Source organism: Arthrobacter sp. NPDC080086 (assembly GCF_040702285.1).
In genome coordinates, this window is record NZ_JBFBKP010000002.1 from 193681 (window position 1) to 206301 (window position 12621).

The window sequence follows — 12621 nt, forward strand, 5'->3', positions numbered from 1 at the left end:
AGGCCTAGCGGCATTGATCCGCTGCGTTGGCCGCCTGGGCCTTCTCGGGGTCGAAGCGTAGCGGTTCCAACCCTTTTTCCGTCAGCGACAGCCAGTCGAGCGCTCCTGACGTGCGCAGCAAGCCGACGCTGCCCACCGGCCGCCAGTGCACTGGTTTGCCGTCGGTGTTCATCAGCGTGCCGGACAGCGTGAGGGCGTCCGGCCCCGCCTGCAGTTGCAGCAGGCGGCCATCTGCGGCGGGCGTATAGGCGGTGCGCTGGTTGACGGCGATACCCGCCTCGCGCACGGTGGCCGGCATGCACGGGATGGACGCACGCACGTTGCCCGCGCTGTCGATCAGATCGGCAAAGCCGTTGCCCTTTGCCACACCCACCAGCAGAAAGCGCTCCACTGCCGGCAGCCACGCCACGCTGTAGGTGTAGTACTGCAGGTGCTTGTGCAGGACCTGCTCGCCGGTGATGCGGCCGCTCACTGGGTCGAAAATGGCGATCTTCAGGTTGGCCTCCGTCTGCCCCGGCACGAACTCCTGCCAGACGAGCAGCGCGTGGGTGGCACCACCTGCCACGAGGGGCCACCACTCGCGGCGGTCATGCGCCACGTCGACACTGCGCAGCAGCTTGCCGTGCCCGTCGTACACCTTGACGTAGACGCCGTTGCCGCTGCCAAGGTTGTCGACGCCGCCGCCGTTGACCCAGCCGTCGGAATAGAACACCACGAAGCGATCACCCACGGCCGTGATGTGGCCCGAGTGCCCGCCCGACTCTACCTGCTGCGGATACGGCTTGATCGGCCGCAGCGCGGTGTCGTAGATGCCATAGCGCTGCGTGACGTTTTCCGGCGCATTCCAGCCATCTTCAAACGACACCATCACGTGGCCCGCGCGGTTGCGCGCCACCGTCACCGGCTCCTGCGCCTCGGGCTTCTGGATGAAGAGGTGCGGTGCGTCCAGCGTGCCGGTGTCCGCATGCCATTGCGCAACGTACACATCATGCGGCCAGCTTCCACTGCGGTCCGCCCCGCGCGGCGGCAGGCCCGAAGCACTGAAGAACACGTTGAACGTGTTGACGGTCGTGGCCGGCACCGCACCGATGCCGTGCATGTACTGGCGCGGGTCAGGCCCGCCGGCCATGGCGATGGTCGGCGCCACCAACTGGCAGACGAGTGTGCAGGCCAGGGCCAGCATGGGGCGGCGCAGTAAGGAGGATCGGGCCACGTCATGCTCCATCTAAGGCTCCATCTTTGTGTCGGTTCCGGAACCGATTGGGCCACATGCCCGCGCCGAAGTTGCTGCGCGAATGGGGGAGCCCGTTTGGTGGAGGCCCTCGGTTTACCCCTCGCCAAAGCCGTCAAGTTTCAGTCCTGCGTGCCGTTCTCCATGGACAAGAGCGGGAGCCATTCCGCCGAACCCTTCCCAGCACGGCCAGAGCGGGCATCAGCCGGCCGACCCTCCGTGCCCGACCCAGACCGACAACAACATGAACCAGCGACTCGACGCCCGATGGCGCAGCGAAGTGACGGAGGCTCTACGTACCGTGGAGGCGCAGTTCGGCGTGGCACCGCAAAGTCTGCCGCGCGATGCGCTGCTCGCCGCGCTGACGGACGCCATCTGGGCCCAGCGCGCCGCCTATGCGCGCGTGCGCCAGACGCTGGTGGTGTCGCCCGAACTGGCCGACGAATCGATGTAACGCGCGTGCCCCCGTGCCGCGCCAATGTTTGAAGGTGATGTGATGCGGTACTGCGGTTCGCTCGATCTGGAACATCTGCTGCACCAGCCGTTTGCCGAGCTTGGCCGGCTGGTGCGTGATCAAGCCACGGGGCAGGCTTTGCCACCGGTGGAAGTGGCCGCGCGCGCGGTATTGCTGCGCGCCGCCGGCTACGAAGTGATGCCGATGTGCGCGCATCACGACCTGCGCGGCTTCTGCCTGGGCCACGCAGACGAGAGCATCGGGATGTAGGCGCCGCGCCTACGACGCACGCTTCACCTGCGCGCAGGCCTCCGCACACCCTGTTGCGAAGTCGCATCACCCGCGCGAAAAACGCGCCCATGGCGTGAGGTGTACGACACCTGAGAAGCGTTGACTGGCGCACCTTTGCGGGCGATTCGTTGCCAAAAAGCAAACGGTAAAAATGACTTACATTCCCGTGCTTTTTCGGCCCATGGTTCTCGTGCATCCTGAACCAAGATAGGTCGTACGGAAGGCCTGTCGCGCGATGTTGGATCGGATGTCAGACCGAACGTTGAAAGCGAGTCAAGCGGATCAAGCGAGTCGGCAGCGAGTGCACACCCGGGGTCAGGGGAAAGAACATGAAGACGCAATATCTCAGCAAACAAGAAATCTACGACGGCGCGGTTCGCCATCTGTTCGGCCAGGGCGGCGCCGCCATCCTGCCGCGCGGTGGTGCCGCGTACCACGGCCAGGGCGGCCGCTGCTGCCCCATCGGCAACCTGATCGGCGTGCGTGACTACACCACGTCGATGGAAAGCGTGCCGGTACGCTACATCCTCAAGCCCGCCAACGAGATCCCGCGCTACATGGATGCCGGCGTCATCGCGCTGCGCCGCGCACTCAAGAAAGCCCGCATCGACGTGGACGACCAGGACACCGTCGAACTGCTCTCCAAGCTGCAGAACGCACACGACGTATTCGGCACGTGGGAGTGGAAGGAGCGTCTGCACTCGATCGCCCGCCAGTTCGGCCTGAACGGCGCGGTTGTCGATACGTTCTAAGCCGCCGATTGAACAGATCACCAACGATAAGGTGACACCCATGCAAGGGAAGGAGACGTTCCTCGCCATCGAGGACATTTTTGAGCGTGTGCGCACGCACCTGCTGGCGCAGCAGTGTCGCTCCGAAGACGCCGACGGCGAGCCCCGCTATCGCGGGCTGGACAACCGCCGCTGCGGTGTCGGCATTCTCATCAACGACGCGTGTTACAGCGCAGACATCGAGCGACTGGGCGTCAGCCTGCTGCGCGTGCCTGGCGACGATGCGCTGGCGCGCGCGCTGCGCTGCTCCGGTGTGAATGTCGACGATGACCGTGTGGTCGAGTTGCTGATTGATCTGCAGGACATCCACGACCTGGCGGCCATCGAAAACTGGCCGACCGCACTCGAAGACGTCCGGCGGCGGCTCCCCGCCTGACGTGTTCGCACCCCGCCCAGACCCGGCCTTGCGCCGGGTGTGTCACTTCAGCGCATCCAATTCTGAATAGTGGCGAAAGATGCCCATGGTGTTGAACGGAATGCGGCGCGGCGACTGCAGATAGGCGGCGATGTTCGGCAGCCCGGCCACGCGATCATGCAATGCCGCGAGGTGGGGAAGCTCACGCTCGTAACGCTGCATGTGATGCGGAAACGCATAGCGCAGCCCCGCCACGATCTGGAATAGCGACAAGTCCACATATGTCAGTGCATCGCGCACGGCCCAGGTGGGGCCGGCGGGGTTGCGATCGAGCACGCTCTCGAAGTAACGCAGGAACTTGGGCGCACGGTGCGCGAGGAAATCCCGCGTGCGCCGTTTGGCTTCGGCCAACTGGTCTTCGTAGTATTCGCCCGAGGCAATGGGGTGGTGCGTATCGTGAATCTCCACCACGAAGTCGGCAATTGTGAGTTGCAGGCCATGCGTCCACAGACCGCCGGCTTCGTCGCTGGGCGCGAGGCCGTAATGCTGACCCAGGTAGAGCAGGATGTTGGCCGTTTGCGCAATCACCAGCTTGCCGACCACCAGAAACGGCGGCGCGAACGGCGGCGTGGTGATGCCCGCATCGTCGAGAAACGCTTCGATGGCGGCGGCATCCTCGCGGCCGAGGTCGATGTAGGGCACGGCGGCCTGCTCCAGCGCGAGGCGGACGAACTCGCCGCGACCTTGGATCTCAGGCCAGTAGTAGAGCGTGGTCTGCATGATGGGCGGAAAAGAAGACATGCGAGGGGCGACGCAAGACCGGTGCCGCGCGGCGCTCCGCAGCGGGCACGGCGGCTGCGAACGATAATAGGCGGCTTCCCCAGCGTTTGTTCTCCACCTGCCAGCCGCGAACACCTTGTCCAGCGCCACACCTGCTTCCTCAACCGAACCCGCTGACCCTGCGCACTGGTTGGTGCGCGGCTCTCCCGGGTACCTGCGCGCCAACCTGGCGCTGTTTGCGGCGGGCTTTTCCACCTTCTCGCTGTTGTATTGCGTGCAGCCCCTGATGCCGCTGCTGGCGCACGACTTTGGCCTGACGCCCGCGCAGACGAGCCTGGTGCTGTCGGTGTCCACGCTGCTGCTGGCCTTTGCGATTCTGTTTGCGGGACTGCTGTCGGAGTCGATCCATCGCAAGACACTGATGGGCGTGTCACTGGTGTTGTCATCGGTGCTCACGCTGGCGGCGGCCGTGCTGCCGGGCTGGCATGGGCTGCTGGCCACGCGGGCGTTGCTGGGTATCGTGCTGGGTGGGGTGCCGGCCGTGGCGATGGCGTATCTGGCCGAAGAGGTGCATCCGCAGGGCTTGGGGCTGGCGATGGGCTTGTATATCGGCGGTACTGCGTTCGGCGGTATGGCGGGGCGGGTGCTGACTGGCGCCGTGGCCGACCACGTTGGTTGGCGAGCGGCCATCGGTTTTACGGGCGGACTGGGTTTGCTGGTAGCGCTGGCCTTTCTGTGGCTGCTGCCGCCGTCGCGCCGCTTTGTGCCGCGCAGGGGCGTCGCGCTGGGCGATCTGCTCGACACGCTGGGCGCGCATTTGCGCGAGCCGGGTTTGCGTGCGCTGTTTGCCATGGGCTTTCTGCTGATGGGCGGCTTCGTCACCATCTACAACTACGCGAGCTTCCATCTGCTCGATGCGCCGTATGCGCTCAGCCAGACGGCGGTGGGTGGCATCTTCCTGGTCTATCTGGTCGGCATTGGCGCTTCCGCATGGTTTGGCCGACTGGCCGATCGCCATGGCCGGGGCCGCATGCTGCTGGGGGGCACGGCATTGATGTCGACGGGCGTGCTGTTGACGCTGGCTGCGCCGCTGGCGCTGGTGGTTGGCGGCATTGCGCTGCTGACCTTCGGGTTCTTTGGCGCGCATGCGGTGGCCAGCGGCTGGGTCGGGCGTCGCGCACAGCGGGCCAAGGGGCAAGCCGCGGCCCTGTATCTGCTGGCGTACTACCTGGGCTCCAGCCTGGTCGGCACGACGGGCGGCAAGCTCTATGCGCCATGGGGCTGGCCCGGTGTGGTGGCGCTGGTGATGGCATGCATGGTGTGCGCGCTGGGGGCGGCTGCTTGGCTGTGGCGCCGCGCGCCGCTGCCTGCGGGCGCCAAGCGCTGAGGTCGGCGGCTCCGCGAATTCGCCCCCATGGGAATTCGCCCGCAAGGGGAATTCGCGTATCGTGCCGTGATTGTTGTCTGCACGATCGCTTTCCTGTCATGCGTACTCGTTCCTTCTTCTGGATGCGGCGGCTGTGGCCGGTTGCGTGGCTCCTGCTGATGCTGGGCATCCCCCATCTGGCGGCGGCTGTGCCGGTGTCGTTTGCCAAACTGGCCGGGCTGCCATCGTCCACGGCGAGCGCATCGGCGCCGCCCGCCACGCCTGCACAGACCCGTCAATCGCTCGACGCCGTCATCACGCTGCTCGACAACGACCAGCAACGCGCCGCGCTCGTCACGGAACTCAAGCAGTTGCGCGATGGTGTGGCCGCGCAGCAAACCGCGCAGACGGAGCAGGCGCCCGGTTTGCTCGGCGCGGTGGCCTCACTCATCGAGCATGGTTCTGTCGAAGCCGATGTGGAAGCCGGTGCGCCGCGCTACTGGCTGCGCCGCGTCGATGCGGCCATCGGCAACGTCAGCCTCCTCACCGCGCCGGACAAGCGCATGCCGCTGGCCGCCGATTTTGCGAGCACCGTCGCCGTCTGGGCCGCGATTGCCGGTGGGCTGCTTGGCCTGGGCTGGCTGTTCCGGCGTGTATTCGGCCTCAAGGCGGGGCTCGGCCCCCATCCGACCACGCGCGCGTTGTTTGTCGATGCGCTGCGCAAGATCGGCCCGTGGGCCGTGTCGTTTGCCGTGATCATGCGCGTCTCGCACGACGCCACGCCCGGCTTTGTGCTGGCGCTGGTGCTGGCTTACGCCATCGTGTGGGGGGCCATCATCACCGCGGCCGTGGCGATGCTGTTCTCGTTGTTTGCCGGCAGCGCCCACCGGCGTGTGGCGGTGGAGCACCTGCTCAAGCACGGCATGTGGCCGATCTTCCTGACCGCCACGCTCGGCGCGTGCGGCGATGCGCTGCTGGACCCGCGCGTTGCACTGGTGCTCGGTGGCGCGCTCAGCCTGTTGCTGTCTACGGTGTGCAACGCGGTCTCGTCGATGATGCTGGCGGTGGGCGCGCTGTGGGCCCGTCGCCCGGTTGGCCAGTTGATTGCCAACCGGCCGCTGGAGCAGCGCCAGGGCGAGCACGCCGGCAACCAGGTCCGCCATGTGATTGCCGCGCTGTGGCCGGTGCCGGTGCTGGTATTGGCGGGCGTGACGGTGCTGGCCACATTGACCATGCCCGACAACGTCGATGTGGTATCGCGCCGCGCGGTGATGACCTCACTGCTGCTGGTGGCGGCGCTCTTTCTGACGGCGGTGGTGCGGCCGCGCAAGAGCTGGCGGCGGCATTTGCGGCTCGCGCGCAGCTCGCCATACGTGGAGCGGCTCAAGCATTTCTTCACCGCGCTGCTGCAGCTCGGCATCTGGGTCGTCTTTGTCGAACTGGTGCTGCGCGTGTGGGGCCACACGCTGGTGGAGGTCACGCACAGCTCGGTCAACGGCAAGCGCATTGCCGATGCGCTGGTCGGCCTGGTCAGCACCGTGTTTGCCACGTGGCTGGCGTGGATTCTGCTGGACACGGCGATCCTGCGGGCGCTGTCGCCGGCCTCGGCGCGCGCGCAACCCAGCACGCGTGCGCTCACCATCCTGCCGCTGCTGCGCAATGGCTTGAAGGTGACGCTGGTGGTGACGGCCAGCATCGGCGTGCTCGCCAACCTGGGCGTGAATGTGACGCCGCTGGTGGCTGGCGCCGGGGTGGTGGGCTTGGCGGTCGGTTTTGGTGCGCAGTCGCTGGCGCAGGATCTGATTACCGGCATCTTCATCCTGATGGAAGACACCATCAGCGTGGGCGATACGGTGGACGTGGGCGTGGCGACCGGTACGGTGGTCAACCTGACCATCCGCACCGTGCGCCTGCGCGACGGCACGGGGGCGGTGCTGTCGATTCCGTTCAGCCAGATCAAGACGGTGCGTAACCTCTCGCGCGATTACTCGTTTGCCGACTTTGAGGTGCGCGTGGCGATGGACGCGCACCCGCAGCAGGCCATTGACCTCGTGCGTACCGCCGCGGACCAGGTGGCCAGCGAACCGCGTTTCACGGCCACGCTGCTCGGCAGTGCGGAGGTGTTCGGGCTGGATCGCTTCGAGGGAGGCGCGATGGTGGTCAAGGGGCGCTTCCGGACGCGCCCGCAGAAGCAGGCCGATGTGCTGCGGGCCTTCAACGTCGTGCTCAAGGATGCGTTCGACAAGGCGGGCATCCCGCTGGCGACGCCGGCAACGGTGTTGCGGACTTCGGCGGCATTCGAGCAGTGGATGACGCGGGCGGCGCCGGATGGGGAGAAGGCGCCCACGCCAACCGCACCACCCGCGACCCCGGCTTGAGACGACACGTATTGCCCTCGTGTGACGGCGTTCCCAACGCCAGCATCGGAGCCCCAAGCCTCGACATCGGCACTAAAAGGTTCGAATCTGGAGCTGCGGAGCCCCGCGTGTGAGGCGCAAAGCGCCCGACGTTGCTGCAAAAAGCAGCAGCGGTGATGAAAAAAGCAGCAGGGTTCGCGTGTTTGAGCTCCGGCGCCGGACCTTTAAGCTCCGCCGTTGCTGCTTTTTGCATCAACAGCGGCGCTCTGGGGCTCCGGCATCGGCACTTAAGGCTTCGAATCCGATGCATGCCCTCTCTGCTGGGATCAATCACCCATGCGGCGGAGCAGGGTGGGTGGGGGCGATCCAGCGGCCGCTGACAGAACGCAGCGTAGATCGTCCATGAAGGCGCAAGGTTACAGGCGCGAGACCGCCAACCCGATCGCCAGCAAACTTCCCAGCCCGAAGATCGTCCAGCCGACCGTGCGGCGCTTGGTGGTCATCACCCACAGGCACAGGCCCGAGAGCGACAGGAAGATCAGGCAGCCGGCCAGCGTATCCACCAGCAGAATCCACGGCACCGTCATGCCGGTGCCCTTGTGCAGGTTCATCAACGTGCCGAGGAAACCGTTATCCGTTTGCCGGATCGACACCGAGCGGTTGCCGGCCCAGTACTCGGCCTGGATCTGCCGGGTGGCGCCGCCAAAGTTGAAGGTCCACTGCTCAGGCTGCATCAGTGGTTTGGCGCTGCCTGCCTCGCCCTTCTCGTCACTCTTGGCCGGGCGCTCGGCCCACGCGACCGGTTTGGCTTTTTCCACGCGCACGCGGTTGGCGGGCTCCGGCACATTCAGTGCCTGCTGCAGCCAGGTGTTCATTGCCTCCGGCGTGGCGGGCAGCGGATCGGGCAGGGCGATCTGCGTGTTGGTGCGCTCTTGCGCCACGGGCAGCTTGAGCACCGCGCGATGGTTCAGCCAGATGCCCGACACGCCGAAGATCAGCCCCATCACCGCGCCCCACAACCCGAACCAGCCGTGCGTCTTGCGCAGCCAGCGCACTGCCGTGGCACGGCGGTTGACAGGGTGCTGGGCATGGGTCCGCGCAGGGCGAGCGTGTGCGGCGGGCTCGGCTGAACGTGGGGGCTGGGACAGGTCGGTCATGAAGCACAAGGCGGCGCTGCGGCCGCAGACTAAGGGGCAAATCGACCGGCCAATATAAGTGAGAATGATTCTCGTTGCAATGCGGGCGTCGTTACAGCGTAATACGTTCCAGGGCGCCCCGCGATGCGTCATCCGCCGGATAGAAGCACTCGATGCGCATCTCCTGCAGCCCCGCATCGCGCGGGGTGCCCAGCGTGGTGAGCGTGGTGAACAGCGAGATCGTCACGCCATCGCGCTGCAGCGTGACGGGCAGCAGGGGCGGCGGGTCGTCCGTGTCGTGCACGGGCGGGGTGGGCGCGGCCAACTCACTGGCCTCGAACAGGGCCGGCTGCAGCGCGCGAATGCCGTGCAGCAACCGTTGCGTGGCCGGGTCGATGGTGTGCAGCGCCAGTTCCTGCCGTACGCGCCGGGCGAGGTAGCGGCCGACGGCGTCGCGATTGACGATCGCCGGCCACAGCGCGGTCGGATCGAACACCAGCTTCATCATATTGACGGTGCCCGGCGCGCCTTCGGCCCGGTCATCGCCGATGGCCCAGCGCATCAGGCGGCGGTGCGCGACATTGGCGTCGAGCACATGCCAGAAGCGGTCGAGCACGATGGCCGGATAGGGTGCCTGCTTGTCGAGGATCAGCTTGACGGCGTGGCGGACCGCCTGCCGCATGGGTGAGGCCTCGTCGGCCGGTGCGCTCAGGCCCTGCTCGGGGTACGCGGGGGCAAAGCCGGCCGCCAGCAGCATCTGGTTGCGGTGGCGCAGCGGCACGCTCAGTTCCTCGGCCAGTTGCAGGATCATGTTGCGGCTGGGCGTGGCGCGTGCCGACTCCAGAAAACTGACATGCCGCTGCGACACGCCCGCCGCCAGCGCCAGGGCCAACTGGCTGTAGCCACGGCGCGTGCGCCAGAAGCGCAGCAATTGCGGGAAGCGGGCAATGGGTGGGACGGCGGCTTCGGGCGGTTCACCGGCCACCTGGGCGGTATCGGCTTCATCAAGCATGGGCATCTCGGCGGGTTGGGCGCGTCTTACATCATCGATCACGTCATCTATTGAAGCAGGGCGAGGTAGGTGCCGCGATTACCTGTGGCGTTATTGTGAGCCGACTGGCCGCCGCCAATACTGCCTCCATCCCGACACCGCAGCGGAGTGCCTCATGCAGCGCGAGCCGATCGATTATCCCGCCGACGCCCTCCCCACCCGCGAAGACCATGTCCGCACCGCCGACGGCTGGACGCTGCCCATCACGGTCACAAGCCCAGGCCTGGGCTCGCACGGCACGGTGGTGATCTGCTCGGCGCTGGGTGTGCCGCGCCAGTTCTACGCCGCCTTTGCGCGGGCGCTGTGCCTGGCCGGCTGGCGCACGGTCACGTTCGACTATCGCGGCATTGGCGAGGCGCTGGCCAGCGGTCCCGCATCACCCACTGCGCCACGCTTTGCCGACTGGGGCCGGCAGGACATCGACGCGGTGCTGAAGTGGGCACACGACACGCTCGTCCCCGAAGGTTGCGGCGGCCGCAAGCTGGTGGTGCTCGGGCACAGCGCGGGCGGGCAGCTGGCCGGGCTGGCGCCGCATATCGTGCATGCGGATGCGCTGGTGCAGGTGGCATCGCCGCTGGCGAATGTACGTGGGTGGCCATGGCGCGGCGCCCTGGGGCGGCTGCCGTTTGCATGGCTGCTGCATGTGCGGATTCCCCTGGCGGTGGCACGCGCGCGTGGCGGCATGCTGCCGCTGGCGGACGTGGGCATGGGGCCGATGTCGATTCCCGCCGCCATCCTCAGCGATTGGGCGGGCTTTGCTCGCCAACGCGGCTATTTGTTTGCGCCACGCGCCGGGCTGGACACCCGCCGCTATGCACGCCTCAAGGTGCCGCTGCTCGCCTGGGGGTTTGACGACGATCCGCTGGCGCCCGCGCAAGCCATCGACGCGCTGGTGGCGCGCTTTCCTGCCGCGCGCATCACGCGGCGGCAGATTGGGGGCGCCGCGCTGGGCAGCAAGGGTGTCGGCCACATGGGTTTTTTCCGGGCATCGTCCGGGGCGCCGTGGTGGCGCGAAACCGTGGCGTGGCTCGATACCCGCGTCCGCACTCAGAACGCTCAGAACGCTCAGAACGTATAGGCGATGCCCGTGCCGACGAAGTAGCCCTGCTTGTTCTGCACGATCGGGCTCTTGGCGGCATTGCCGAGCAGGCGCGACGTGCCGACGGCCGTGCGCAATGCCCAGTGGCTTGAGAAGACGTGGGTCCACGCCACCGTGACGGACGCGGCCTGCAAGCCACCGTTGGTCGAATACTCCGCAAAACCGCTGTTGGCCGATTGCTCGGCCGTCACGCCAAAGTACGTCTGCATGTACTTGCGCGAGCCGAATTGCAGGCTCGGGTTCACGGTGATCTTGTTGGTGCCCCAGCTGACGACCGGCGCGTTCAGGTCGAGGTGGCCGGACCAGCCGCGCTCGCGGTGGGTGAGCGGCACCTCCAGCGTGGCGCTGGCCGTGGCTTCGCCGACGATCTTGCTGCCCACCGTGAAGACGCCCAGCAGCGAGCCCTTGACGTTGCCCATGCCCTTCAGGTGGTCGGAGCCGGGGCGGCCGAAGCTGTTGTGGTCGGTACGGCCGGGGTCGTAAGACAGCGCGCCCGAGGCGAACATGCCGTTCAGAAAGCGGATGGCGTAGCCTGCGCCGCCCTGCAGCGGGTCGATGAACCAGCCGTTGCCGAAATCTGCCCGCACGCCGGGACCGCCGATCAAGGTGCTCTGGCTGCTGCCGGCATAGCGCGGCCGTGTGCCCACGTTGAGTGACACCGTATACGAAGCCTCCTCGGCATACACCGCAGAGGGCGACCACCACAACGCAGAGAGCAGGGCGAGAGACGAAACCGTCAGGCGCGGAGCCAGACGCAGGGGGAGACGTAGATGCACGTTGGACCTCTTGTTGGATCTCTGGAGAGAGAGACCGCAGTCTGGCGAGATCCGCCGCGCACGTCTGTCTGCAAATTGCCGGGAAGTTGTGCGCAATTGTGCGCGAGTGTTTTCAAGTTTCTGCGCAGCAACCATTGGCAAGGCAGTGCGCATACACTGCGCGCCATCAGAAAAACAACGGGGCGAATGGACGATGACGGCGATCACCGATGGGCCGCTCAAGACCAAGGTGCTGCTGATCGAAGACGACGACCGCCTTGCGCAGCTCGTCAGCGAATACCTGGGCAACTACGAATTTGCAGTGGAAGTGGTGCGCCGTGGCGACATTGCCGTGGCCGCCGTGCGCGAGCATCAGCCGGCTCTGGTGATCCTGGACCTGATGCTGCCCCACATGGACGGCATGGAAGTGTGCCGGCGCATCCGCGCGTTTTCGCGCGTGCCGGTGCTGATCCTGACTGCGCGGGTCGATACGTACGACCAGGTGGCGGGGCTGGAGATCGGCGCCGACGATTACGTGCTCAAGCCCATCGAGCCGCGCCTGCTGGTGGCGCGCGCCCGGGCACTGTTGCGTCGCGCGTTGCCGGCCATGTCAACGTCGGAGCCGGCCATGCCGCGTGACGACACGCTCGTCTTCGGTGAACTCACCATCTCGCCCCCGAACCGTGCCGTCACGTGGCGCGGGCAGTCGGTCGACCTGAAGACGGCCGAGTTCAACCTGCTGTTGATCCTCGCGCGTGCCGCCGGCACCGTGCTCAGCCGCGACGACATCCTCAAGCAACTGCGCGGCATCGAATTCGACGGGCTGGACCGCACGGTCGATTCCGGCATCTCGCGTCTGCGCCGTCGCTTTGGCGACGCCTCGCCCGAGCCGCACAAGATCAAGACGATCTGGGGACGCGGCTATCTCTTCAGCCCCTCGGCGTGGGAGGACTGA

The 12621-nt window shown here is 66.7% G+C and carries 13 protein-coding genes; 8 read left to right on the forward strand and 5 right to left on the reverse strand.

Annotated features, from left to right (window positions below; translation table 11 throughout):
• Positions 1-4: 4 nt before the first annotated feature.
• Entirely contained in the window at positions 5-1225 is a 1221-nt protein-coding gene (locus tag AB0305_RS02055) for a hypothetical protein (protein WP_366171003.1), read from the reverse strand.
• A 250-nt stretch (positions 1226-1475) separates the two neighbouring features.
• Here AB0305_RS02055 and AB0305_RS02060 point away from each other — a divergent pair, with 250 nt between their 5' ends.
• From AB0305_RS02060 to AB0305_RS02075, 4 genes are all read left to right on the forward strand, one after another.
• The gene (locus AB0305_RS02060) at positions 1476-1685 is read left to right on the forward strand and encodes a hypothetical protein (RefSeq protein WP_366171005.1); all 210 of its coding nucleotides are present in this window, start codon (positions 1476-1478) and stop codon (positions 1683-1685) included.
• A gap of 24 nt (positions 1686-1709) precedes the next feature.
• Complete coding sequence (locus AB0305_RS02065; protein WP_366171007.1) at positions 1710-1955, forward strand: hypothetical protein; 246 nt, start codon at positions 1710-1712, stop codon at positions 1953-1955.
• Between the two features lie 350 nt (positions 1956-2305).
• Positions 2306-2728, forward strand: a complete 423-nt coding sequence (locus AB0305_RS02070) for a hypothetical protein (RefSeq protein WP_366171009.1) — start codon at positions 2306-2308, stop codon at positions 2726-2728.
• A 40-nt stretch (positions 2729-2768) separates the two neighbouring features.
• Positions 2769-3143, forward strand: a complete 375-nt coding sequence (locus AB0305_RS02075; RefSeq protein WP_366171011.1) for a hypothetical protein — start codon at positions 2769-2771, stop codon at positions 3141-3143.
• Between the two features lie 42 nt (positions 3144-3185).
• Here AB0305_RS02075 and AB0305_RS02080 read toward each other — a convergent pair whose 3' ends face one another.
• Positions 3186-3902 carry a glutathione S-transferase gene (locus AB0305_RS02080; RefSeq protein WP_366171013.1) on the reverse strand — a complete coding sequence of 239 codons (717 nt, stop codon included), beginning with the start codon at positions 3900-3902 and terminating at the stop codon, positions 3186-3188.
• A gap of 136 nt (positions 3903-4038) precedes the next feature.
• On the opposite strand from AB0305_RS02080, the gene AB0305_RS02085 reads away from it, so the two are divergent.
• Both AB0305_RS02085 and AB0305_RS02090 read left to right on the forward strand, forming a co-directional pair.
• Positions 4039-5289 carry an MFS transporter gene (locus tag AB0305_RS02085; RefSeq protein ID WP_366171015.1) on the forward strand — a complete coding sequence of 417 codons (1251 nt, stop codon included), beginning with the start codon at positions 4039-4041 and terminating at the stop codon, positions 5287-5289.
• A gap of 98 nt (positions 5290-5387) precedes the next feature.
• Complete coding sequence (locus AB0305_RS02090) at positions 5388-7646, forward strand: mechanosensitive ion channel family protein (protein ID WP_366171017.1); 2259 nt, start codon at positions 5388-5390, stop codon at positions 7644-7646.
• 395 nt (positions 7647-8041) lie between these two features.
• On the opposite strand, the gene AB0305_RS02095 is transcribed toward AB0305_RS02090, so the two are convergent.
• Positions 8042-8782 (reverse strand): PepSY-associated TM helix domain-containing protein, encoded by a 741-nt coding sequence (locus tag AB0305_RS02095; protein ID WP_366171019.1) that lies wholly within the window; start codon positions 8780-8782, stop codon positions 8042-8044.
• A gap of 91 nt (positions 8783-8873) precedes the next feature.
• On the reverse strand, positions 8874-9815 hold the full coding sequence (locus AB0305_RS02100; RefSeq protein WP_366171021.1) for a helix-turn-helix transcriptional regulator: 942 nt from the start codon (positions 9813-9815) through the stop codon (positions 8874-8876).
• Positions 9816-9927: 112 nt separating this feature from the next.
• Between AB0305_RS02100 and AB0305_RS02105 the strand changes: the two genes are divergently transcribed.
• Positions 9928-10890, forward strand: coding sequence for an alpha/beta hydrolase (locus AB0305_RS02105; RefSeq protein WP_366171023.1), 963 nt, complete (start codon positions 9928-9930; stop codon positions 10888-10890).
• Here AB0305_RS02105 and AB0305_RS02110 read toward each other — a convergent pair.
• Positions 10878-11570, reverse strand: a complete 693-nt coding sequence (locus AB0305_RS02110; RefSeq protein WP_366171025.1) for a MipA/OmpV family protein — start codon at positions 11568-11570, stop codon at positions 10878-10880. The two genes, AB0305_RS02105 and AB0305_RS02110, sit on opposite strands and share 13 nt — an antisense overlap.
• A gap of 310 nt (positions 11571-11880) precedes the next feature.
• On the opposite strand from AB0305_RS02110, the gene AB0305_RS02115 reads away from it, so the two are divergent.
• Complete coding sequence (locus tag AB0305_RS02115) at positions 11881-12621, forward strand: response regulator (protein WP_366171027.1); 741 nt, start codon at positions 11881-11883, stop codon at positions 12619-12621.

Excerpts from the sequence above, each read along its gene's own strand:
- AB0305_RS02060 (WP_366171005.1), top strand. The coding sequence starts at position 1,476 with ATGAACCAGCGACTCGACGCCCGATGGCGCAGCGAAGTGACGGAGGCT.
- AB0305_RS02055 (WP_366171003.1), bottom strand. The coding sequence starts at position 1,225 with ATGGAGCATGACGTGGCCCGATCCTCCTTACTGCGCCGCCCCATGCTG.
- AB0305_RS02065 (WP_366171007.1), top strand. The coding sequence starts at position 1,710 with ATGTTTGAAGGTGATGTGATGCGGTACTGCGGTTCGCTCGATCTGGAA.
- AB0305_RS02090 (WP_366171017.1), top strand. The coding sequence starts at position 5,388 with ATGCGTACTCGTTCCTTCTTCTGGATGCGGCGGCTGTGGCCGGTTGCG.
- AB0305_RS02115 (WP_366171027.1), top strand. The coding sequence starts at position 11,881 with ATGACGGCGATCACCGATGGGCCGCTCAAGACCAAGGTGCTGCTGATC.
- AB0305_RS02095 (WP_366171019.1), bottom strand. The coding sequence starts at position 8,782 with ATGACCGACCTGTCCCAGCCCCCACGTTCAGCCGAGCCCGCCGCACAC.
- AB0305_RS02070 (WP_366171009.1), top strand. The coding sequence starts at position 2,306 with ATGAAGACGCAATATCTCAGCAAACAAGAAATCTACGACGGCGCGGTT.
- AB0305_RS02080 (WP_366171013.1), bottom strand. The coding sequence starts at position 3,902 with ATGCAGACCACGCTCTACTACTGGCCTGAGATCCAAGGTCGCGGCGAG.
- AB0305_RS02105 (WP_366171023.1), top strand. The coding sequence starts at position 9,928 with ATGCAGCGCGAGCCGATCGATTATCCCGCCGACGCCCTCCCCACCCGC.
- AB0305_RS02075 (WP_366171011.1), top strand. The coding sequence starts at position 2,769 with ATGCAAGGGAAGGAGACGTTCCTCGCCATCGAGGACATTTTTGAGCGT.